At 70.6% G+C, this 22,399-nt stretch carries 21 protein-coding genes; 11 read left to right on the forward strand and 10 right to left on the reverse strand.

The annotated features are described in order from the left end of the window. Positions 1-9 precede the first annotated feature (9 nt). The 3 genes from ACIBJH_RS33360 to ACIBJH_RS33370 all read right to left on the reverse strand — a co-directional run bounded on the left by ACIBJH_RS33360 (position 10) and on the right by ACIBJH_RS33370 (position 3,021). Positions 10-1,497: a glutamate synthase subunit beta gene (locus tag ACIBJH_RS33360; protein WP_399120631.1), complete on the reverse strand. Its 1,488-nt coding sequence runs from the start codon at positions 1,495-1,497 to the stop codon at positions 10-12. Positions 1,498-1,685: 188 nt separating this feature from the next. After that, on the reverse strand, positions 1,686-2,165 hold the full coding sequence (locus tag ACIBJH_RS33365) for a DUF1772 domain-containing protein (protein ID WP_399120632.1): 480 nt from the start codon (positions 2,163-2,165) through the stop codon (positions 1,686-1,688). Between the two features lie 151 nt (positions 2,166-2,316). Beyond that, the gene (locus tag ACIBJH_RS33370; protein WP_399120633.1) at positions 2,317-3,021 is read right to left on the reverse strand and encodes a DUF2293 domain-containing protein; all 705 of its coding nucleotides are present in this window, start codon (positions 3,019-3,021) and stop codon (positions 2,317-2,319) included. A 129-nt stretch (positions 3,022-3,150) separates the two neighbouring features. Here ACIBJH_RS33370 and ACIBJH_RS33375 point away from each other — a divergent pair, with 129 nt between their 5' ends. Then, positions 3,151-3,804: a uridine kinase gene (locus tag ACIBJH_RS33375; protein ID WP_399120634.1), complete on the forward strand. Its 654-nt coding sequence runs from the start codon at positions 3,151-3,153 to the stop codon at positions 3,802-3,804. 209 nt (positions 3,805-4,013) lie between these two features. Further along, positions 4,014-4,442, forward strand: a complete 429-nt coding sequence (locus ACIBJH_RS33380; protein ID WP_019067604.1) for a CBS domain-containing protein — start codon at positions 4,014-4,016, stop codon at positions 4,440-4,442. Between the two features lie 36 nt (positions 4,443-4,478). On the opposite strand, the gene ACIBJH_RS33385 is transcribed toward ACIBJH_RS33380, so the two are convergent. Continuing rightward, positions 4,479-5,606, reverse strand: coding sequence for a magnesium and cobalt transport protein CorA (locus ACIBJH_RS33385; protein ID WP_399120635.1), 1,128 nt, complete (start codon positions 5,604-5,606; stop codon positions 4,479-4,481). A gap of 202 nt (positions 5,607-5,808) precedes the next feature. Here ACIBJH_RS33385 and ACIBJH_RS33390 point away from each other — a divergent pair, with 202 nt between their 5' ends. Beyond that, positions 5,809-6,603 (forward strand): methyltransferase domain-containing protein, encoded by a 795-nt coding sequence (locus ACIBJH_RS33390; protein WP_399120636.1) that lies wholly within the window; start codon positions 5,809-5,811, stop codon positions 6,601-6,603. 68 nt (positions 6,604-6,671) lie between these two features. Here ACIBJH_RS33390 and ACIBJH_RS33395 read toward each other — a convergent pair whose 3' ends face one another. The 5 genes from ACIBJH_RS33395 to ACIBJH_RS33415 form a co-directional block, all read right to left on the reverse strand. After that, positions 6,672-7,586 (reverse strand): carbohydrate kinase family protein, encoded by a 915-nt coding sequence (locus ACIBJH_RS33395; RefSeq protein ID WP_399120637.1) that lies wholly within the window; start codon positions 7,584-7,586, stop codon positions 6,672-6,674. Then, positions 7,583-8,494 (reverse strand): pseudouridine-5'-phosphate glycosidase, encoded by a 912-nt coding sequence (locus ACIBJH_RS33400; protein WP_026178375.1) that lies wholly within the window; start codon positions 8,492-8,494, stop codon positions 7,583-7,585. Before ACIBJH_RS33400 ends, ACIBJH_RS33395 begins: the two co-directional genes overlap by 4 nt. Before the next feature lie 139 nt (positions 8,495-8,633). Next, the gene (gene fdhA / locus ACIBJH_RS33405) at positions 8,634-9,866 is read right to left on the reverse strand and encodes a formaldehyde dehydrogenase, glutathione-independent (protein WP_399120638.1); all 1,233 of its coding nucleotides are present in this window, start codon (positions 9,864-9,866) and stop codon (positions 8,634-8,636) included. Positions 9,867-10,034: 168 nt separating this feature from the next. Then, entirely contained in the window at positions 10,035-10,589 is a 555-nt protein-coding gene (locus ACIBJH_RS33410; RefSeq protein WP_399120639.1) for a methylated-DNA--[protein]-cysteine S-methyltransferase, read from the reverse strand. 45 nt (positions 10,590-10,634) lie between these two features. Beyond that, the gene (locus ACIBJH_RS33415) at positions 10,635-11,510 is read right to left on the reverse strand and encodes a glycerophosphodiester phosphodiesterase (RefSeq protein ID WP_399120640.1); all 876 of its coding nucleotides are present in this window, start codon (positions 11,508-11,510) and stop codon (positions 10,635-10,637) included. Positions 11,511-11,790: 280 nt separating this feature from the next. Between ACIBJH_RS33415 and ACIBJH_RS33420 the strand changes: the two genes are divergently transcribed. From ACIBJH_RS33420 to ACIBJH_RS33450, 7 genes are all read left to right on the forward strand, one after another. Beyond that, positions 11,791-12,654, forward strand: a complete 864-nt coding sequence (locus ACIBJH_RS33420; RefSeq protein WP_399120641.1) for an MHYT domain-containing protein — start codon at positions 11,791-11,793, stop codon at positions 12,652-12,654. A gap of 40 nt (positions 12,655-12,694) precedes the next feature. Further along, the gene (gene uvrB / locus ACIBJH_RS33425) at positions 12,695-14,833 is read left to right on the forward strand and encodes an excinuclease ABC subunit UvrB (RefSeq protein ID WP_399120642.1); all 2,139 of its coding nucleotides are present in this window, start codon (positions 12,695-12,697) and stop codon (positions 14,831-14,833) included. Positions 14,834-14,991: 158 nt separating this feature from the next. After that, positions 14,992-15,570, forward strand: a complete 579-nt coding sequence (locus ACIBJH_RS33430) for a TerD family protein (protein ID WP_200710494.1) — start codon at positions 14,992-14,994, stop codon at positions 15,568-15,570. Between the two features lie 48 nt (positions 15,571-15,618). Then, positions 15,619-17,622 (forward strand): TerD family protein, encoded by a 2,004-nt coding sequence (locus tag ACIBJH_RS33435; protein ID WP_399120643.1) that lies wholly within the window; start codon positions 15,619-15,621, stop codon positions 17,620-17,622. Between the two features lie 234 nt (positions 17,623-17,856). Beyond that, complete coding sequence (locus ACIBJH_RS33440; RefSeq protein WP_399120644.1) at positions 17,857-18,858, forward strand: TerC family protein; 1,002 nt, start codon at positions 17,857-17,859, stop codon at positions 18,856-18,858. A gap of 128 nt (positions 18,859-18,986) precedes the next feature. Further along, a complete protein-coding gene (locus ACIBJH_RS33445; RefSeq protein WP_399120645.1) occupies positions 18,987-19,301 on the forward strand; it encodes a hypothetical protein in 315 nt (104 codons plus the stop codon). A gap of 61 nt (positions 19,302-19,362) precedes the next feature. Continuing rightward, positions 19,363-20,466 carry a calcium:proton antiporter gene (locus ACIBJH_RS33450; protein WP_399120646.1) on the forward strand — a complete coding sequence of 368 codons (1,104 nt, stop codon included), beginning with the start codon at positions 19,363-19,365 and terminating at the stop codon, positions 20,464-20,466. Positions 20,467-20,471: 5 nt separating this feature from the next. Here ACIBJH_RS33450 and ACIBJH_RS33455 read toward each other — a convergent pair whose 3' ends face one another. Then, entirely contained in the window at positions 20,472-21,743 is a 1,272-nt protein-coding gene (locus ACIBJH_RS33455; RefSeq protein WP_399120647.1) for an MFS transporter, read from the reverse strand. Positions 21,744-21,915: 172 nt separating this feature from the next. Between ACIBJH_RS33455 and aroQ the strand changes: the two genes are divergently transcribed. After that, on the forward strand, positions 21,916-22,389 hold the full coding sequence (aroQ, locus tag ACIBJH_RS33460; RefSeq protein ID WP_399120648.1) for a type II 3-dehydroquinate dehydratase: 474 nt from the start codon (positions 21,916-21,918) through the stop codon (positions 22,387-22,389). The last annotated feature ends 10 nt before the right edge of the window (positions 22,390-22,399 follow it).

The raw sequence follows: 22,399 nt of genomic DNA on the forward strand, positions 1-22,399 counted from the left end.
CGCGGTCCGTCACACCGTCATCGGCCGGTCGTACGGCCCGATCGGCGCCGGAAGCTGCGAACTCCCCGTCAGATAGCGGTCCACGGCCGCCGCCACGGCCCGCCCCTCCGCGATCGCCCACACGATCAGCGACTGGCCCCGGGCGGCGTCGCCCGCGACGAACACGCCCCGCGCGCTCGTCGCGAAGTCCGCGTCGCGGGTGATCGTGCCGCGCGGTGCCATCGCCAGCCGCAGCTGATCGATGAGTCCGTCGGCCCGGTCGGGCCCGGAGAACCCGAGCGCGAGCAGTACGAGATCGGCGGGCAGGCTGCGCCCGGAACCGTCCAACGGGCGCCGCTCCGCGTCCACTTCGACCAGGTGCAGCGACCGCACCCGCCCCTCGGCGTCCCCCTCGAAGCGGAGCGTGGACGCCGCGAACAGCCGGGCGTCGGCGTCCGCCGCGGGTGCCGTCTCCAGGTCCCGCGCCTCCTCGTGCGCGGCCGACAGACGGTAGATCTTCGGATACGTCGGCCAGGGCTCCGCGTCCTCGTCGCGCTCGGCGTCCGGCTGGGCGTAGATGTCCAACTGGGTGACGGACGCGGCCCCTTCACGCACCGCCGTACCGAGACAGTCGGCCCCGGTGTCACCGCCGCCGACGATGACGACGTGCTTCCCGGCGGCGGACATCGGGGACTCGGCCAGGTCTCCCTCGCACACCCGGTTGGCCAGCGGCAGATACTCCATCGCCTGGTGGATGCCGGTCAACTCCCGCCCCGGCACGGCGAGTTCACGCCACGCCGTCGCTCCGGTGGCGATCACCATCGCGTCGTAGCGCGCCCGCAGTCCGGCCGCTCCGACATCCCGCCCGACCATGGTCGACGTACGGAACTTGGTGCCCTCGGCCCGCATCTGCTCCAGCCGCCGCTCCAGATGCCTCTTCTCCATCTTGAACGCGGGGATGCCGTACCGCATCAGCCCGCCGAGCCGGTCGTCCCGCTCGTACACGGCGACCGTGTGCCCGGCGCGCGTCAACTGCTGTGCCGCGGCGAGGCCGGTGGGCCCGGAGCCGATCACCGCGACGGTCCGCCCGGACAAGCGGTCCGGCGGCCGGGGTGGCGTGAAACCGTCGGTCCACGCGCGGTCGGCGATGGCCACCTCGACGTTCTTGATGGTGACCGCGGGCTGGTTGATGGCGAGCACGCAGCCCGCTTCGCACGGCGCCGGACACAACCGCCCGGTGAATTCGGGGAAGTTGTTGGTGGCGTGCAGCCGGTCGGCCGCCGCCCGCCAGTCCTCCCGGCTGACCAGATCGTTCCACTCGGGGATCAGGTTCCCGAGCGGACAGGCGTCGTGGCAGAAGGGGACACCGCAGTCCATGCACCGGTCGGCCTGTCTGCTCACGATCGGCAGCAGCGCGCCCGGGACATACACCTCGTCCCAGTCCCGTACCCGCTCGTCGACGGGCCTGCCGGGCCACTCCTCGCGCGGAGTGGTCATAAAACCCTTGGGATCGGCCATGGCGGTCTTCCTCGCGTCCGCATGCGACAGGCCGTGCGTCATCGAGCGGCACTCTTTCAGCCACGATAAGGCCCCCCGGCCGAGCGCGCAGAGTGGGCGAGACGGCTTTCTCGACGGGGTTTCCGCGTGCTCCCGCCGCCTTATCCCGGTGTTCCTCAGCCCGCGCCCGGTTGATCTTGGTGGTTCACTCAGGTGAGGGCCAGCATGTAGACCAGCGCGGCGGCGGCCGAGGCCATCGCGCGGACGTGATTCCACATCGTCCACTCGCGTATGTACGACGGCCAGTACGCGGCGGCCTCCGGGGTCCCCGGGTCCAGCTTCAGCAGGGCCTCGTTGCGGGGCACGTTCGCGACGAGGGTCAGCCCGAACGCCCCGAACAGATACAGCGCGCTGCCCAGCAGCAGCTCCGCGGTCCCCTGGTCCGGCCACAGCACGAACGTCACGACCGCGATCACCGCGCACACCAGCGCCGAACCGGCGAACAGCAGCATGAACGCGGGAGTCAGCGCCGCCCTGTTGATCGCGTTCATCGCGGCGACCCCCTGCGCGGGCGGCAGCTCGGCCAGCCCCCGCATGACCAGCACGGAGAAGGCACAGAACACACCGGCCATCACCCCGGTGGTGAGCGCCCCCAGAACCGTCAGCGCGAAATACGGTTCACCGATCATGCCGTTACCAACTCCCGCCCGTAGAGCCGAGATCCTGCCCACCACCAACCATCACGACAAGTCGAACCCATCCCGGCCCGCGCGACCATGGCCGAGAATCGCCGGACCATGCGCGAGCGTCCACGACACCGCTCGCCGACGCCGACGGACGTCATGCCGGGACATCCCGCCAGTCCCGCAGCACCCGTTCCACCCCCACCGCGATCCGCCGTCGTGCCTCGTGCCTCGGCACCCCGCTCATCAGCAACTGGTCGTACGGCGTGTCCCCGTGCCGTACGGACGCCGCCACCGCCGAGACCACCGCGCCCTCGGACAGCGCCCGTCCCGCCGCGCTCCGCCCCACCCGCCCGCTGCCCCGCAGCGAGGCGTGTGCGGCGATCGTCCGGGCCCGCTCCTCGGGGCAGCCGGGGAACAGCCGTCGTATCTCCGCCGCGAACGCCTCCGCGAACCGCACGTCCTCCACGGCCCGCCGCCCCGCGTCCCGCACCCGGCGCCGCCGCCGTGCCTCCGCGTCCGCGAGGCACCGTTCCTCGGCCCGGGCGAGCCCCGCCTCCTCGACGAGGACGCCCTGCCGCTCGTACCGGCTCCGGCGCCGGTTGAAGCGCACGACCACCGCCGACAGCGCGCTCTCCTCCCGCGCCCTGCGCGTCAGCGCCGTGTCGCCGCGCGGCAGGAACACCAGATGCCCGAGGTCCACGCAGTCGAGACAGCGCGGCACCCCGCCCTCGACGACCAGCAGCGCCAACGGCCCACACCGACACCCCGCACAGTGCCGTTTCCTGAGCGGCTGGACGACCACGAGTCCGCCGACGGCCACAAGTCCGTTGCGGATCGGGGGAGTCGAGAGCGATGCCATACGAGAGACATTCCCTGCCACCGACCACCTCTCTCCTGTCTTCACGCTGTCCCGACCTTGTACTTCCGCCGCACCCGCGCCTCGCGCGGGCCGCCCGCGCGACACCCGCTGACCGAGGCCTGACGCATCATGGGCCCTGTGCGACTGGAAGCGATCACCTGGGACCGGCTCGGCGACCTCCTCGCCGAGCGTCTGCTCGACCTGAAGCCGGCCGACGGCAGCCCCTGGCCGCGCATCGCCTTCGACGGCGCCCCGGCGGCCCGCCCCGGCGACCTCGCCGAACGGGTCGCCGAGGCGCTGCGCGTCCGCGGCCGCCCCTCGCTCGTCGTCGGCACCGAGGGCTTTCTGCGCCCCGCCTCGCTGCGCCTGGAGTACGGGCATCAGGACGCCGACGCCTACTACGACGGCTGGTTCGACACCCGGGCCCTGTGGCGGGAGGTCTTCGGCCCGCTCGAACCGGACGGCGACGGCCGCGTCCTGCCCGACCTGTGGGACCCGGCCGCCGACCGCGCCACCCGCAGCCCCTACGTCCAACTCCCGCCCGGCGCCCTCCTGTTGCTGCACGGCCCCCTCCTCCTGCGGCACTGGTTCCCCTTCGACCTGACCCTCCACGTCCTCCTCTCACCGGGCGCCCTGCGCCGCCGTACCCCCGAGACCGAGCACTGGGCCCTGCCCGTCTTCGAACGCTACGAGGACGAGACCGACCCGGCCGGCACGGCGGACGTCCTGGTGCGCGCCGACGATCCACGGCACCCGGCGTGGGGCGGGCTGCCCACGGGGTGAGGGGTCCGAGGGCCCGGGGGGCTGAGGGGCGAGGGGGCCGCACAAGTACCTCGGCACCGACTCGCCCACCGAGCGGGACGACCGGGTCGGCGCACCGGAAGTCCCGACCGTCCGGGTGCGTTCGTCCCGTCGCGCGGCGAGAATGTAGGTCGCCGGGACTAGCGGAACGTTCTGTGCCGCGCCGGCCGTCCGGCACCGGGAGGTACTTCATGACCACCGCCGGAGACATCATGCACCGGGGCGCCCAGTGGATCCCCGCACATGAAACCCTGGACCGCGCCGCCCAGCTGATGCGCGAACTGGGCGTCGGAGCCCTGCCCATCAGCGACGAGAACGAACGGCTCTGCGGCATCCTCACCGACCGGGACATCGTCGTCGGCTGTGTGGCCATGGGCCACGATCCGGCGAAGATCACCGCGGGCGAGATGGCCCAGGGCACGCCCCGCTGGATCGACGCCGGCGCCGATGTCGGCGAGGTGCTCCAGGAGATGCAGGGACACCAGATCCGCCGGCTTCCCGTCATCGAGAACAAACGCCTCGTCGGCATGATCAGCGAGGCCGACCTCGCCCAGCATCTGACGGAGGAACAGCTCGCCGGATGGGTCGAGAGCGTCTACGCCCGGAGCGGCATGCGCTGAGCCCCTGGACGGTTGTGCTCTGAGCCGCCGGGTGGTTCAGAGCCAGCCGTTGCGCCGGAAACCGCGGTACAGCGCCAGACAGGCCACGGTTATCACGCCGAGGACCAGGGGATAGCCGAACCGCCAGTGCAGCTCCGGCATGTGGTCGAAGTTCATGCCGTACACACCGCACACCATCGTCGGTACGGCGATCACCGCTGCCCAGGCCGTGATCTTCCGCATGTCCTCGTTCTGCGCGACCGTCACCTGGGCGAGGTGCGCCTGCAGAATCGAGTTGAGCAGTTCGTCGAAGGACGCGATCTGTTCCTTCGCCCGCAGCAGGTGGTCGGAGACATCGCGGAAGTACGCCTGTATCTCCGGTCCGACCACTCGCATCGGCCGGGTGGACAACGCCTCAAGCGGGCCGCTGAGGGGGACCACCGCCCGCTTCAACTCCAGCAGTTCTCGCTTGAGTTGGTAGATACGGCCCGGGTCGGCCCGCGCGCCGTTCTCCGCGAACACGTCCGTCTCCACCTGGTCGATGTCCGCCTGCACCGAGTCCGTGACGCTCAGATAGTCGTCGACCACGTGGTCCGCGATCGCGTGCAGCACCGCGGCCGGCCCCTTGGCGAGCTGCCGGGGGTTCGACTCCAACTCCTCGCGCAGCGGCCCCAGTGAGCCGTGCCGTCCGTGCCGCACGGTGATGACGAACTCGGCGCCGACGAACACCATGATCTCGCCGGTGTCCACGACCTCGCTCGTCGCCGTCAGCTTCTCGTGCTCGACGTAGCAGACCGTCTTGAACACCGCGAACAGCGTCTCGCCGTAGCGCTCCACCTTCGGACGCTGATGGGCCTCGATCGCGTCCTCGACCGCCAGCGGGTGCAGGTCGAACAGCTCGGCGATGCCCGCGAACTCCTCGTTCGTCGGCTCGTGCAGACCGAGCCAGACGAACCCGTCGTCCTTCTTGCGGATCCGCTCGACGGCGTCCACCAGATCGCCGCCGACCGGGACCCGGGCGCCGTCCTGATACGTGACGCACTTCACCACCGAGGAGCCCAGGGGCGACCGGGCGTGGTGGCTCAGGTCGACCCGGGGGCGCCGACGCGCCAGCCGCGCCACCTTGCGGAGGCCGCCGACCCTGCCCAGGCCCGTGACCTTCCGAAGATTCCCTGCCATGGACATCCGGATCTCCTTGCTTGGATCCCCTCGCATCGCATTTCTGCGCCTTGGCGTGCCAGTTTGCCAGGCCGACGTGAGCGGCGGGTAAGCCTGTGGGAACGGAATCCTCCGCTTTGTTCCCGCCTGTGGACGAAGCCGTGCGCGGGCGTTCCGAACCGGAGCGTCGACCCCTGCCGACAAGCGGAGCAACTGGGATGATCGCGGCATGACGCGATCCGACGGATATCTCCTCGACAACCGGCAGTCAGAGGCGGGGCAGCGTTTCGACGCCTTCGCCACGCTCTTCGACCCCACGACGTTCCGGCACATGGAGGGGTTCGGCGTCGGACCCGGCTGGCGGGTCTGGGAGGTCGGCGTCGGCGGCACGTCGGTGGTGTCCTGGCTGGCCAAGAAGGTCGGACCGACCGGGAAGGTTCTCGCGACCGACATCGACACCTCCCAGGTCGCCTCGGTGGCCCGCACGCCGATCGAGGTGCGCGTCCATGACGTGGGCGCCGAGGAACCGCCGGGGGAGGGCTTCGACCTCGTGCACGCGCGGCTCGTCCTGGTCCATGTCCCGGACCGGGAACGGGCGTTGCGCTCGATGATCAAGTCCCTGCGCCCCGGCGGACGCCTCCTGATCGAGGACGCCGACCCTGCCCTGCAACCCCTGCTCTGCCCCGACGAACACGGCCCCGAGCAGCAACTCGCGAACCGTCTCCGCAACGGCTTCCGCGCCCTCCTCGCCGACCGCGGCGCCGACCTCGCCTACGGCCGCAAACTCCCGCGACTGCTCCGCGAGGCCGGTCTGCGCCGGGTGGAGGCCGACGCGTACTTCCCGGTCACCTCACCGGCCTGCGCCGCCCTGGAGTCCGCCACGGTCCGCCAGATCCGCGACCAACTCGTCGACGCCGGCCTTGCCACGGACGAGGACATCGACCGCCATCTGGCCAACGTCGCCTCCGGCACGATGGACCTGGCTACGGCACCGATGATCTCGACGTGGGGGCGGAAGGCGTAGGCGACGGGCGGGAGTTGACGCCGAGCGGGTGAGGGAGGCGGGCAGGTGAGAGAGGCGGGGGCGCTGCGTCACTCCCGCCCGGGTGGTCGCCCTCCCACCCGTTCCACCGCCTGCGCCCCCGCCCGGCACCCCTCCCGCGCCGCCTTCTCGGGATCGGCGCCCGTCAGCAGCGTCGCGAGGAACGCCCCCGTGAACGCGTCGCCCGCGCCCGTGGTGTCCCGGGGCGTGGCGGGCTCGGCCGGCACGCGCGCGTGGACCGTCCCGGAGTGGGCCACCAAGGCCCCCTGCGCGCCCTGCTTGGTGACCACCAGGGGCACGTGACGACTCAACTTGGCCGCCGCGTCCGCCGGATCGGGCAACCCGGTGAGCAGACACGCCTCGTCCCGGCTGGGCAGCAACACGTCCACCCCCTCGACGAGCGCCAGGAAACGGTCCACACCCAGCTCCACGAGAAACCCCGCCGACGCCGGATCCAGACTCACCGGCACCCCACGCGCGCGTGCCGACTCCACGGCCGCGGCCACAAACGCCCGGCTGGGCTCGGAGAACAGCAGATACCCCGACAGATGCAGCCGTACGACGCCGTCCAGCAGCGAGTCCGACCAGTCCTCGGGGCCGAGCCGTAGCGCCGCGCCACTGTCGGTGAGGAACGTCCGCTCGGCCGACGCCCCCGTGTCGACCAGGCAGATCACCGTCCCGGTCGCCGCCTCCGGATCGACGACGAGACGGGGCCGTACCCCGGAGGCGACCAGTTCCCGCTCGTGCCACGCCGCCGCATCCGCGCCCACGCGGCCGAGCAGCCGTACGTCCGCACAGCCCCAATGGGCCGCCCAGCACGCCACGTTGGCGCCCGCGCCGCCCGGCACGGTCCGGATCACGGCGGCCGTGTCGGTGCCCGGGGCGAGCGGACCCCGATGCCGGGCCACGATGTCCGTGATCACGTCCCCGACGACCAGGAGCGCGCCGGCCGGCCCGGTCGTCACGCCTCCTCGGCCCAGGCCGCCGCGATCCGCCCCGCCAGCCGTACGTTGCCGCGCACGGCCGCCAGGTTGGCGCTCAGCGAGGCACCGTCGGTGTGCTCCACGAGGTAGCCGAGCAGGAACGGGGTGACCGCCTGCCCGGTGATGCCCTCCGCCTCGCACGCGTGCAGGGCGTCGGCGAGCACGCGCGCGTGCAGCGCGGGATCCAACTGCTCGTCCTCGGGCACGGGGTTGGCGACGATCAGCGTCGACTCCGGGGCGTCGAGCGCGTCCTGCGCCCGCATCACGGCCGCCACCTGCTGCGGGGTCTCCAGCGTCCAGTCCACGGGGTATCCGGAGTCGGAGAGGTAGAAGCCGGGGAAGCGGTCCGTGCCGTATCCGGCGACGGCCACGCCCAGCGTCTCCAGGCGCTGCAAGGTCGCCGGCACGTCCAGGATCGACTTCACGCCCGCGCACACCACCGTGATCCGGGTGGACGCCAGCAGCCCCAGGTCGGCGGACTCGTCCTGCGTCACCGTCCACTCCCGGTGCACCCCGCCGAGCCCGCCGGTCGCGAACACCCGGACGCCCGCCCGCGCCGCCAGCAGCGCCGTCGCGGACACCGTGGTCGCCCCGCTGGCCCCCGCCGCCACCGCGAGCGGCAGGTCGCGGTGGCCGAGCTTGCGGATCCCGTCCTCGTTGGCGACCCGCTCCAACTGCTCCTTGTCCAGGCCGACATGGGGCCGTCCGTCGAGCACGGCGATCGTCGCGGGTACGGCACCCTCCTGCCGTACCGCCGCCTCCAGCTCCAGTGCCACCTGCAGATTGCGCGGGCGCGGCAGCCCGTGCGCGATGATCGTCGACTCCAGGGCCACCACGGGTCGACGCGCGTCGATCGCCTCGCGTACTTCCTCGGACACCACCAGCACCACGCGCCTCCTGTCGTTCGGTCTTCCCTCATCCCTGGCGGGCTCGGCCCCCGGTCAAACCCTCGCGGGCTGTGGGAGACATCATCACCGTCCGACATGGAAAACGGGGGCCACGCGTGCGTGGCCCCCGCGTTCCCGTGCGTCAGACCGGGCTGATGCCGGCCAGCGTCCCGTGCGGATCGAGCACGTACTTGCGGCTGGCGCCCTGGTCGAACTCGGCGTAGCCGCGCGGTGCGTCCTCCAGCGCGATCGGGGTCGCGTTGACGGCCTTCGCGATGTGCACGCGCCCGTGCAGGATCGCCATCATCAGACTCCGGTGGTACGTCATCACCGGGCACTGACCGGTCGTGAACCGGTGGCTCTTGGCCCAGCCGAGGCCGAGCCGCACCTTCAGGGTGCCGCTCTTGGCGTCCTCGTCGACCCCGCCGGGGTCATCGGTGACGTACAGCCCGGGGATGCCCAGGGCACCGCCCGCGCGCGTGACGCCCATCAGCGAGTTGAGGACGGTCGCCGGCGCCTCCGGGGCGTTCGGGCCGTGTGCCCGTGCCTCGAAGCCGACCGCGTCGACCGCCGCGTCCACCTCCGGCTCGCCGATGATCTCGGCGATCTGCTCCCCGATGTCACCACGCGAGACGTCGACGGTCTCGCAGCCGAAACTCCTTGCCTGGCCCAGGCGTTCGGGGTTCAGGTCGCCGACGATGACGACCGCGGCGCCCAGCAGCTGCGCCGACGCCGCCGCCGCGAGACCGACCGGACCCGCCCCGGCGACGTACACCGTGGACCCGACCCCGGCGCCCGCGGTGACCGCGCCGTGGAAACCGGTCGGGAAGATGTCCGAGAGCATGGTCAGATCGAGCAGCTTCTCGCGTGCCTCGTCCCGGTCGGGGAACCTCAGCAGGTTGAAGTCCGCGTACGGGACCATGGCGTACTCGGCCTGACCGCCGACCCAGCCGCCCATGTCGACATAGCCGTAGGCCGCCCCCGGACGGGCCGGGTTGACGTTCAGGCAGATGCCGGTCTTGCGTTCCTTGCAGTTGCGGCACCGCCCGCAGGCGATGTTGAACGGTACGGAGACGATGTCGCCCACGTCGATGAACTCGACGTCGGGACCCCGTTCGACGACCTCTCCGGTGATCTCGTGTCCCAGGACCAGCCCCTCGGGCGCGGTCGTCCTACCGCGCACCATGTGCTGGTCGCTGCCACAGATGTTGCTGGCGAGCACCTTCAGGATGACCCCGTGCCGGACCTTGCGGCCGACGTTGGCGCGGGCGACTCCCGGCCCGTCCTGCAGTTCGAGCGTCGGGTGGTCGACGGTCCTGACTTCCACCGCTCCCGGCTTGAGATACGCGACTGCCCTGTTTCCGCTTCCACTCATGCGTGATCGCCGTCCCTTCGGCTCCGATCCCCCGGATGCCAGTGGCTGTGCGCGCGCATGGCGGAGTCTGCTACCGGCTCGGCCTCCCGGCCACCCTTCGCGGGGCATCGGAAACCGGGCTTTTCAGGAGTGGCCGACCGGCGCCCGGCCCAGCCCCTGCCCGAGCGCTCAGAACAACGGCTCGGGCAGGACCCCCTCCAGTGCCAGCAGTTTCCTCTTCGTCTCCAGGCCGCCGCCGAATCCGCCGATGCCGCCGTCGCTCTCGACGACCCGATGGCAGGGCACGACGACCGGCAGCGGGTTCGAACCCATCGCCACCCCCACCGCCTGGGCCGCGCGCGGCTGACCGACCCGCCCGGCCAGGTCGCCGTAGCCGACGACCGAGCCGTACGGGACGCCGGACGCCAGCTCGCGCAGTACCTGGCGGTTGAAGCCGGAGATCAGGGACCAGTCGAGCGGCAGGTCGAAGTCGCGCCGGGCTCCGGCGAAGTAGGCCTCGAACTGGCGTATCGCCTCGGCCAGCAAGGGGGAGCCGGGCGCCTCGACCGGTTCGGTGCCCAGCCGGGACGCCAGCCGGTCGAGTGTCCTCTCGCGCACCGCGTCCGTGGCATGGAACACGACGTTGACCAGGCCGTCCTGTGTCGCGGCCAGCAGCAGCGGACCGATGTCGGTGCCGACGACGGTCCACACGATCCGCTGCTCGTTCTGCCCATGGCTGTCCATGCGCCCACCGTACGACCCGGCACTGACAACGCCCCGCGAGCGCTCTCAGAACCCGTTCAGCGCGGACCGCACCACGTCCGGTCTGTTGGTGATGAGGCCGTCCACGCCGTACCCGGCGACCTTCCACGCCGTGGGCGCGTCGTCGACGGTCCAGGCGTACACCTCCATCGGAGTGCCGTGCGGGCCCGTGAACCCGTGCACGGCGGAGACGTAGCTCGTGGAGATCGAGCCGTACGAGGGGTTGATCAGATCGGTGTAGGCGGCGTATTCGTGCAGGGCGGACAGGGGCGGCGTACCGAGGAAGCCGGTCCTGATGCCCGGGGCGAGGTCGTGCACGATCCGGATGCTGTCCGCGCTGAAGCTCTGGACGATCAGCCGGCTGTCGAGGTGGGACTGGTCGAGCCACCCTTCGTTGCCCAGGACCTTGAGGGTCTGCTGCTCGATGCCGGGGTACAGCTCGGGGTTCTTGATCTCCAGGAGCAGGCTCTGGTGGTTGTGCTCCACCTCGCGCATGTACTGCGTGAGCGTGGGCACGCGCGTGCCCGTGAACGCGGGGCCGAACCAGCTGCCCGCGTCGAGGCGGGCGATCTCGGCGGCCGTGAAGTCCTTCACCTTCCAGGGGGCCCGGTCGGGGAACACCTTCGCGACATCGGTGGTGCGCTTCAGGCTGTCGTCGTGGATGACGACGAGTTCGCCGTCCTTGGTGCGCTGGACGTCGTTCTCCACCCACTGGAAACCGAGCCGGGCCGCCTTGTCGATGGAGGCCAGGGTGTTCTCGGGGGCGTAGGCGGACGCGCCGCGATGGGCGACCACGGTGGGCCACTGGGTGGCGTCACCGGCACTGGCCCGGGGGGAGGGGAGCAGGAGGGCGGCGGCCCCCAGGAGCGCGGTGGTCGAGGCGGCAACTGCGCGCAGGTGCATGCGTACTCCTCGCGTCGAGCGATCACATACAGCTCAAGAGTGACAGCGGAACGTCACTACCCGTGGGGTACAGGATGGACACAGAATGAATGGAGTTGCCCAAGTCCGCTCACCGGTGCCGCACAAGTGGGGCAGGGCCGTGTTTCTTTGCCGGAAAATCGTTCGACCATTCCGGTGGGGGTCATACTCTCTGCGTCGACCCTGACCGTTCCTGCGGTCCTGGGGCTGGGCGGGTTTCAGGAATTTGCGGGACGGAACAGGGCGGAAGGGGTTACTGCGCATGCAGGGCACGGTCGACGGTTTCAGCTACGGACTCGTCACACCGCTGGTGGCCTATCTCATGGCCTGCCTCGGCGGTGCGCTCGGCCTGCGCTGCACCACCAGATCGATGCTCGTGACCCAGTCCTGGAGGCCCGGCTGGCTCGCCCTGGGATCGGCGGCGATCGGTTCCGGCATATGGACGATGCACTTCATCGCGATGATGGGTTTCTCGGTCCGCCAGACACCGGTCCACTACGACAAACCGATGACCTTCGCGAGCCTCGCCGTCGCCATCGTCATGGTGGGCGTCGGGATCTTCATCGTCGGCTACCGGGGGGCCAGGGGAACGGCCCTGTTCACCGGCGGCACCCTCACCGGCCTGGGCATCGCCTCGATGCACTACCTGGGCATGGCCAGCATGCGCCTCAACGGAAAGCTCGAATACAACACCTTCACCGTCACCGCCTCCGTCGTCATAGCGGTCGTCGCCGCGATCAGCGCCCTGTGGGCGGCCGGACAGGTCCGCGGATTCCTGTGGAGCGTGGGCGCGAGCCTCGTCATGGGGCTCGCCGTCACCGGCATGCACTACACCGGGATGGCCGCCCTCACCGTCCACGTCCACGGCACGGCCGCGACCACCGACGGAGTCTCCGCCGCGTCACTGCTCGCGCCCATGATGATCGGCCCCCTCGCCTTCCTCCTCCTGGCCGGCGTCGTCGTGATGTTCGACCCGCTGATGGTCATGGGCAGGCCCGCCCGGCTCCCCGTCGAGCACAAGCCCGGCGTCCCGGCCGGCGCCGTCGTCCCGCACCCCCGGCGCACCCCGGTCCGCGCCGACCGCGACCTCGGACACCGCCGCTCCCGCACCCCGCAGAACCGCTGATCCGACCCCGTTGTCAGTGGCGGGTCGTACGGTTGGTTCCATGCGGCCCGTTTCCCACATCGAACGCACGGTGGCGCCTTTCGAGGTCGTCAGTTCCTACCAGCCCAGCGGCGACCAGCCGGCGGCCATCGCCGAGCTGGCCCGGCGCGTCGAGGCAGGTGAGAAGGACGTCGTCCTGCTCGGCGCGACCGGCACCGGCAAGTCCGCCACCACCGCGTGGATGATCGAGAAGCTCCAGCGCCCCACCCTGGTGATGGCGCCGAACAAGACCCTGGCCGCCCAGCTGGCCAACGAGTTCCGCGAGCTCCTGCCGAACAACGCGGTCGAGTACTTCGTCTCGTACTACGACTACTACCAGCCCGAGGCCTACGTCCCGCAGTCGGACACCTACATCGAGAAGGACTCCTCGGTCAACGAGGAGGTCGAGCGCCTGCGCCACTCCGCGACCAACTCGCTGCTCACCCGCCGCGACGTCATCGTGGTCGCCTCGGTCTCCTGCATCTACGGCCTCGGTACTCCGCAGGAGTACGTGGACCGCATGGTCCCCCTCAAGGTCGGCGACGAGATCGACCGCGACCAGCTGCTGCGCCGCTTCGTGGACATCCAGTACACGCGCAACGACGTGGCCTTCACCCGGGGCACCTTCCGGGTCCGCGGCGACACCATCGAGATCTTCCCGGTCTACGAGGAACTGGCCGTCCGCATCGAGATGTTCGGCGACGAGATCGAGGCCCTCTCGACGCTCCACCCGCTGACCGGCGAGATCATCAGCGAGGACGAGCACCTCTACGTCTTCCCGGCCTCCCACTACATCGCGGGCCCCGAGCGCATGGAGCGGGCCGTCAACGACATCGAGAAGGAACTCGGCGAGCGGCTGGCCGAGATGGAGAAGCAGGGCAAGCTCCTGGAGGCCCAGCGCCTGCGGATGCGCACCACGTACGACCTGGAGATGCTCCGCCAGATCGGCTCCTGCTCCGGCGTCGAGAACTACTCGATGCACTTCGACGGCCGCGAACCCGGCTCCGCGCCGAACACCCTGATCGACTACTTTCCCGAGGACTTCCTGCTCGTCATCGACGAGTCGCACAACACGGTCCCGCAGATCGGCGCGATGTACGAGGGCGACGCCTCCCGCAAACGCACCCTCGTCGACCACGGCTTCCGACTGCCCTCCGCCCTGGACAACCGCCCCCTGAAGTGGGAGGAGTTCCAGAAGCGCATCGGACAGACGGTCTACCTGTCGGCGACCCCCGGCAAGTACGAACTCTCGCGCGCGGACGGCGCCGTGGAGCAGATCATCCGCCCCACCGGCCTCATCGACCCCGAGGTCGTCGTCAAGCCCACCGAGGGCCAGATCGACGACCTGGTGCACGAGATCCGCAAGCGCACCGAGAAGGACGAACGCGTCCTGGTCACCACCCTCACCAAGAAGATGGCCGAGGACCTCACCGACTACTTCCTCGAACTCGGCATCCAGGTCCGCTACCTGCACAGCGACGTCGACACCCTGCGCCGCATCGAGCTGCTGCGCGAGCTGCGCTCGGGCGAGTTCGACGTCCTGGTCGGCATCAACCTCCTCCGTGAGGGCCTCGACCTGCCCGAGGTGTCCCTGGTGGCCATCCTGGACGCCGACAAGGAGGGCTTCCTGCGCTCCGGCACCTCCCTGATCCAGACCATCGGCCGCGCGGCGCGCAATGTCTCCGGCCAGGTCCACATGTACGCGGACCGGATCACCCCGGCGATGGAGAAGGCCATCGAGGAGACCAACCGCCGCCGGGAGAAGCAGGTCGCGTACAACACGGCGCACGGCATCGACCCCCAGCCGCTCCGCAAGAAGATCAACGACATCGTCGCGCAGATCGCCCGCGAGGACGTCGACACGGAGCAGCTGCTCGGCTCGGGCTATCGCAAGGCCAAGGACGGCAAGGGCGCCAAGGCCCCCGTGCCCGCGCTCGGCGGCAAGGCCGCCAAGGCGTCCAAGTCGGCCAAGGGGAAGGCGAAGGACGGGGTGCCGACCGACCGTCCCGCGGCCGAACTCGCCGAGCAGATCGAGGAGATGACCGCGCGTATGCGCGCCGCCGCCGCGGACCTGCAGTTCGAGGTCGCCGCCCGGCTGCGCGACGAGGTGCACGAGATGAAGAAGGAGCTGCGGCAGATGAGGGAGGCGGGTATCGCCTGACCTCCTCGGGGGAGTGCCGGACCTCGGGATATGCGCTCTGTGTTGCAAGACCGACACAAAGTCCGATGCGGGGTTCGGCACTGTCAGTGCCGCTGCGTAGGGTTCTGGGCAGCCGCGGATTCCGCGGCAACAGGGGACAGTTCGAGAGGGGAACAGCCGTGACCGTCAACATGACCAAGGGTCAGGCCATCAGTCTTGAGAAGAACGACGGGACCGGCCTGACCGCGGTGCGCATGGGTCTCGGCTGGCAGGCGGCACCCCGGCGCGGTCTGTTCGGCTCGCGCACCCGGGAGATCGACCTCGACGCGTCCGCCGTGCTGTTCGCCGACAAGCAGCCGGTCGACGTGGTGTTCTTCCGCCACCTGGTGAGCGACGACGGCTCCGTCCGGCACACCGGTGACAACCTCGTCGGCGGTGTCGGCCAGGGCGGGGACGACGAGGCCATCCTCGTCGACCTCGCGCGCGTGCCGGTCCACATCGACCAGATCGTCTTCACCGTGAACTCCTTCACGGGCCAGACCTTCCAGGAGGTGCAGAACGCGTTCTGCCGCCTGGTCGACGAGACCAACGGCCAGGAACTGGCCCGCTACACACTGGCGGGCGGCGGCCAGTACACGGCCCAGATCATGGCGAAGGTGCACCGCTCCGGCTCCGGCTGGACACTGACGGCCCTCGGCACACCGACCAACGGCCGCACCTTCCAGGACCTGATGCCGGCGATCCTGCCGCACCTCTAGGGCGGCCCGGCACACGAGACGACACGGCTGAGCAGGGGGACGAGAGCGATGGCGGCCGAGCTGGTGCGAGGGCAGAACCACCCGCTCTCCCAGATGCGTCTGGAGATCCGGGTCGCGGCCGGCAAGCCGGTCGTGGCCGCCGCCACGCTCGGCGACGAGCGCGGCAGGATCCACGGCGTCGAGTGGGTGGCCCACCCGGGCACACCCACCCTGCCCGGCCTTGAGGTCTCCAAGCAGGCCGCCGCCGACCACCGCCTCGCGGTGGACCTCGGCGCCATGCCGGAGGCCGTGCACCGCGTCAGCGTGCTGCTCGCGCTGCCCCTCGGCGCCGACGGCCCCACCCGTTTCGGGGCCGTCGCCGCACCCTTCGTGGCGGTCACGGGCCTGGACGGCACCGAGGTCGCCAGCTACACGATCACCGGCCTGGACGCCGAATCGGCCGTCGTGGCCCTGGAGTTGTACCGCAGACAGGGCGCCTGGAAAGTGCGCGCCGTCGGCCAGGGCTACGCGGGCGGTCTGGCCGAACTCCTCACCGACCAGGGCCTGCCCCAGGCCGCCCACCTCGCGGGCGGCATCAACGAAGCGGTGGCCCGGGGCCTGGCCCGCTCCGTGGCAACGCCCCCGCCGCGCACCGCGGACGGCGACCGCACCCGCCAGACGACCACACCGGGAATCGGCCCGGAGGGGAGCGGCGCTACGACACCGGGTGCCTCCGGTGCCGTAGGACCGCAGCCGTCGACCTCGCCGTACGGTGCACAAGGTGCTGTGGCGCCGCCGTCCGGATACCCGGCGGACCCGGCCGCCACCCAGCCCGCCGCCCCCGCCACCGGTGGCCCGATCGACTACAGCCACCCGCGTCGGCAGACCGGGGCGCCCCCCTCGCCCGCGCCGACCGTGCCCCCGGCTCCGCCCGGACAGGCCGCGCAGCCCGTCGCCGGTGACGCGACCGGGTGGTCGATGGAGGAGCGGCTCTACAACCAGGTGTGGGGCATGTTCGAGGACCTGGCCCGCACCATGGCCGCCTACCGCAGCGCGGTCGACTTCGCCGACTCGCGCATGGAGAAGGAGCTCGACCAGGCGCTGTCCGACCCGCGCAGCCGGATCGGCGGTCAGGGCGACGCGGCCCGTGAAGCGGCCCAGGCCAAGCACGCCCAACTCGTCGACCAGGCGCGGGCGGCCCTCGACCGGGACCTCGCCCAGCTGGCCGCCGAGTCCGAGGTGGTCGAACCCGCGCTCCCGCTCGCGTTCGCCGGCTGGGACAACCCGGTCTGGCACGGCTACCGCGTCCCGATGGAGATCCCCATGGCGCTGCGCCTGGGCGACCTCCATCTCCCGGAGAGCCCCGACCTGCGGATCCCGATGCTGGTCAGGCTGCCGTTGGAGCGCGGTCTGTGGATCGACAGCGGTGGCGGGGAGTCCCTGGACGGCTCGTTCGCCGACTCCCACGAGCTGAGGCGCCTCGCGCTCGACACGGCCGTGGCGCACGCGGCCCGGCTGCTGGCCGTCTATCCGGTGGGCGAGTTCGCCGTGCACGTCATCGACCCGGCCGGTTCGGCGGCGCAGGCGCTGGTCCCGCTGGTGCACACGGGTGTGCTCGCGGCGCCGCCCGCCGTGGGGGCCGCCGGGGTCGCGGACGTGCTGGCCCGGCTCACGCAGCGGGTGGATCTGGTGCAGATGGCGGTGCGCGGCGGAGCCGCCGACGCGCTGCCGCCCGGCCTCGACACGGCCGAACAGCTGCTGATCGTCAACGACTTCCCGCACGGCTTCGACGACCGTGCCGTGACCCAGCTGCGCTATCTCGCGGACGAGGGTCCGTCCGTCGGCGTCCACCTGATGATGGTCGCGGACCGTGAGGACGCGGCGGGCTACGGCCCGTTGCTCGACCCGCTCTGGCGTTCGCTGATGCGACTCACCCCGCTGCCCGACGACCATCTCGCCGACCCGTGGGTCGGTCATGCCTGGACGTACGAGCCCTCGTCCGTGCCGCCCGGCAGCCAGGTGCTCCAGCGGGTGCTGACCGAGGTCGCGACGGCTCGCACCAAGTACAGGTAAAGAGCCCTCACCTGCTGGGTTGCCTTTCTTTTGCCCATCTCTTTACCTTTCCTTGGTGATTGGGGTAAGCTCTTCCGTACGGAGGGGAGTACTCCCTATCTGCTGCGGCGTACCCGTCAATACGGATCAGGCCAGATCCCGGGGCGTCGGCCCTGGACGCCCGTCCAAGGTGGAAGAGACCTCCGGTAGCGACGACGCTGACCATTTGCCGTTAATACCGCCGGAGGAGCAGTAGTGGATGTTTCCGTGACCCTGTGGGTCCTGACCATCGTGGGGCTGGCCGCCCTCATCGCCGTCGACTTCTTCATCGGCCGCAAGCCGCATGACGTGTCGATCAAGGAAGCCGGAATCTGGACCGTCGTCTGGATCGCCCTGGCCGGACTCTTCGGACTCGGCCTGCTCGTCTTCGGAGGCGGCCAGGCCGGCGGCGAGTTCTTCGCCGGATTCATCACCGAGAAATCGCTGAGCGTCGACAACCTCTTCGTCTTCGTCCTGATCATGGCCAAGTTCGCCGTGCCCTCGCAGTACCAGCAGCGGGTGCTGCTCGTCGGCGTCCTCATAGCCCTGGTCCTGCGGGCCATCTTCATCGCGGCGGGCGCGGCCGTCCTCGCCAACTTCGCGTGGGTCTTCTACATCTTCGGCGCCTTCCTCATCTGGACCGCCTGGAAGCTCATCCAGGAGGCCCGGGCCGACGAGGAGGACGCGGAGTTCGAGGAGAACAAGCTGCTCAAGGCCGCCGAGCGCCGCTTCGGCGTGGCCGACCGGTACCACGGCACCAAGCTGTGGATCCGGGAGAACGGCAAGCGGGTCATGACCCCGATGCTGGTCGTGATGCTCGCCATCGGTACGACGGACGTCCTGTTCGCCCTCGACTCCATCCCCGCGATCTTCGGCCTCACCCAGGACCCGTACATCGTGTTCACGGCCAACGCGTTCGCCCTGATGGGCCTGAGGCAGCTGTACTTCCTCATCGGCGGCCTGCTCAAGAAGCTGGTCCACCTCAGCTACGGCCTGTCGGTGATCCTCGGCTTCATCGGCGTGAAGCTGGTGCTGCACGCGCTGCACGAGTCCGGGGTCCATGTCCCGGAGATCTCCATCCCGGTCTCCCTCGGCGTGATCTGCGGGGTCCTGGTCGTCACCACGATCACCAGCCTGATGGCCAACAAGAGGACGGCGGCGGCCGAGGCGGCGCAGGCGGGGACCGAAGGCGCTCCGAAGGACAGCATCGACGCCTGACCACGCCGGACGTAGGAACAACGATCACCGGGAGCACCGCACGATGAATTGCCGACCACCGCTCCCGGTGCTTCGTTGGATACCGAGCGCCCCCGCCCCGGGGGCGTCACGGCCGGGTGGAGGCATTCATGGACGCATCGATGAAGTTCGTGCAGATCGTCGACTTCGAGACCGACCGTTTCGACGAGATGCGAGCACTGGCGGAGGAGGCGGACAAGCGCATGGCCGGCCGCGACGGCGGGCCTACCCATCGCCTCGTCCTGCGGGACCGGAACAAGCCCGGCCACGTCCTCGTCGTGATCGAGTTCGACTCGTACGAGGACGCCATGCGCAACAGCAACGATCCCGGTACCACCGAATTCGCCCAGCAGATGGCCGCGTTGTGTACCAGGCCGCCGTCCTTCACCGACTGCGACGTACTGGACATGACCGAGTTCAAGTAGCGCGCGACGGGCTCCGCGGCGCCGGAGTGCGGGGCCCGTACGCCTCTGCGAGGATCTCTTCATGATCACTCGGCTCAGGTCGCTCACCACCCGGTGGACGACCTTCGTACCGGTGCTCGCAGTCGTCCTGCTGATCTTCACCTGGGGGCGCAAGGACCTGCCCGGCGTGGTCGTCGCCCTGGTGACCCTGGTCCTCGCCGGAGCGGTCCTGGCCGCGGTGCATCACGCCGAGGTCATCGCCCACCGCGTCGGCGAACCCTTCGGCTCCCTGGTCCTGGCCGTCGCCGTCACGATCATCGAGGTCGCCCTGATCGTCACCCTGATGGCCGACGGCGGCGACAAGAGCTCGACCCTCGCCAGGGACACCGTCTTCGCGGCCGTCATGATCACCTGCAACGGCATCGTCGGCCTGGTTCTCATCGTCGCCTCCCTGCGCCACGGCACGGCGGTCTTCAACCCCGAGGGCACCGGCGCCGCCCTCGCCACCGTGGCGACCCTGGCCACGCTCAGCCTGGTCCTGCCGACCTTCACCACCAGCAAGCCGGGCCCGGAGTTCTCCGGCGCCCAGCTCACCTTCGCCGCACTGTCCTCACTCGCCCTGTACGGCCTCTTCGTGGCCACGCAGACCGTGCGGCACCGCGACTACTTCCTGCCGGTCTCCCGCCAGGGCGCGGTGATCACCAAGGACCACCACGCGGACGCGCCGACCGCCCGCACCGCCCTGATCAGCCTGGGCCTGCTGGGCCTCGCCCTCATCGGCGTCGTAGGCCTGGCCAAGGGCGTCTCGCCGACCATCGAGTCCGGAGTCGAGGCGGCAGGGCTGCACCACGCCGTCGTCGGCGTGATCATCGCGCTGCTCGTCCTGCTCCCCGAGACCATCGCCGCCCTGCGCTCAGCCCGCCGCGACCGCGTACAGACCAGCCTCAACCTCGCGCTCGGCTCGGCCATGGCCAGCATCGGCCTCACCATCCCCGCCGTCGCCCTGGCATCCATCTGGCTCTCCGGACCGCTCGTCCTCGGCCTCGGCTCGACCCACATGGTGCTGCTCGCCCTGACCGTGGTGGTCAGCTCCCTGACCGTGGTGCCCGGACGGGCGACACCGCTCCAGGGCGGCGTCCATCTGGTGCTGTTCGCGGCGTACTTGGAGCTGGCGATCAACCCGTAGCCGTGTCACCCGGTGGCCGGTTCCGGGACCGCGACCCGCACCGGCCGTGTCTCCGGCAGCAGCGCGAAACAGCCCAGGCTGAACAGCGCGACCCCCGTCAGATAGGCGCCCACACTCCAGGGAACGCGCCCGCTGTGCTCGGCGAGCGCCGTCGCCACGATCGGGGTGAGCGCGCCGCCGAGCACCCCGCCGAGGTTGTAGCCCACGGCGGCACCTGTGCAGCGCACCCGCGGCTCGTACAGCTCCGGCAGATACGCGCCCAGCACGGCGAACATCGTCACGAACGCGAGCAGCGCCCCCAGGAAGCCGAGGAACATCAGCAGCGGCGCTCCCGTGGCGAGCAGCGCGACCATCGGGAACATCCACAGCGCGGCGGCCGTGCACCCCAGCAGACACAGCGGTCGGCGCCCGTAGCGGTCGCTCAGCAGCGCCACCAGTGGGGTCAGCGAGCCCTTCACCACCACCGCGGCCATGATGCAGGCCAGCATCTCGGTACGGCCGACCCCCAGCCGCTCGGTGCCGTAGGCGAGGGACCACGTCGTCACCGCGTAGAAGATCGCGTAGCCCACGGACAGCGCGCCGGCGGTCAGCAGGACCAGCCGCCAGTGCTCGCGCACGACCTCGGCGAGCGGCACGCGCGCGTGGTCGTCGATTTCGAGGAACCGGGGGCTCTCGACGAGCGACGAACGCAGCCACAGCCCGCCCAGGGCCAGCGCCCCGGCCACCCAGAACGGCACACGCCAGCCCCACTGCGCGAACTGCGCGTCGGTCAGGGTCGCCGACAGCGCGAGCATCACACCGTTGGCCAGCAGGAACCCCGCCGCCGGCCCGATCTGCGGAAAGCTCGACCACAGTCCGCGCCGCCCGGCGGGCGCGTGCTCGGCGGTCAGCAGCACCGCACCGCCCCACTCCCCACCGAGCCCCAGGCCCTGCAGAAAACGCAGCACCAGAAGGAGCACGGGAGCGGCCACCCCGATCGAGGCGTACGACGGTACGCAGCCGACCGCGACCGTCGAGGCGCCGGTCAGCAGCAGCGAGGCGACGAGCACCGGCCGCCGCCCGCGCCGGTCCCCGAAGTGCCCGAACAGGATCGAGCCCAGCGGTCGCGCCACGAAGCCCACACCGAAGGTCCCGAAGGCGGCCAGCGTCCCCGCCACGGGCGAGAACGTCGGGAAGAACAGTGGCCCGAGGACCAGGGCCGCCGCCGTGCCGTAGACGAAGAAGTCGTAGAACTCGATCGCGGTGCCGGCGAGCGAGGCGGTCGCGAGGCGGAGCATGGACGGGGTGTTTACGGTGGGTGCATCGCGCATGCCGCGTCAACTACCCACAGTGAACGTCGGTTACGGGGGCGCGCGGTGGTGCGGAGGCGGCGTGATAGACCGGGTCCGAGCAGCGGTCGCCAACCGGCGGCCCACCTCGAACAACATGTCCGAACGGACCGGAGGAACCGTGCCCCGCACCCTGGCCAACGCCCCGATCATGATCCTCAACGGCCCCAACCTGAACCTCCTCGGCCAGCGCCAGCCGGAGATCTACGGCTCCGACACGCTCGCCGACGTCGAGGCGCTGTGCGTCAAGGCGGCGGCCGGGCACGGCGGCACGGTGGACTTCCGGCAGTCCAACCACGAGGGCGAGCTGGTCGACTGGATCCACGGGGCGCGGCTCAACCACTGCGGCATCGTGATCAACCCGGGGGCGTACTCGCACACGTCCATCGCGATCCTGGACGCCCTCAACACCTGTGACGGTCTACCGGTGGTGGAGGTCCACATCTCCAACATCCACCAGCGCGAGTCGTTCCGGCACCACTCCTACGTCTCGCTGCGCGCCGACGGTGTCATCGCGGGGTGCGGTGTGCAGGGGTACGTGTTCGGCGTGGAGCGGGTCGCCGCGCTGGCGGGGGCGGGGAAGGCCGACGCCTAAGGCCGGCACG

The sequence above is a fragment of the Streptomyces sp. NPDC050548 genome (assembly GCF_044457385.1).
Taxonomy (GTDB): Bacteria; Actinomycetota; Actinomycetes; order Streptomycetales; family Streptomycetaceae; genus Streptomyces.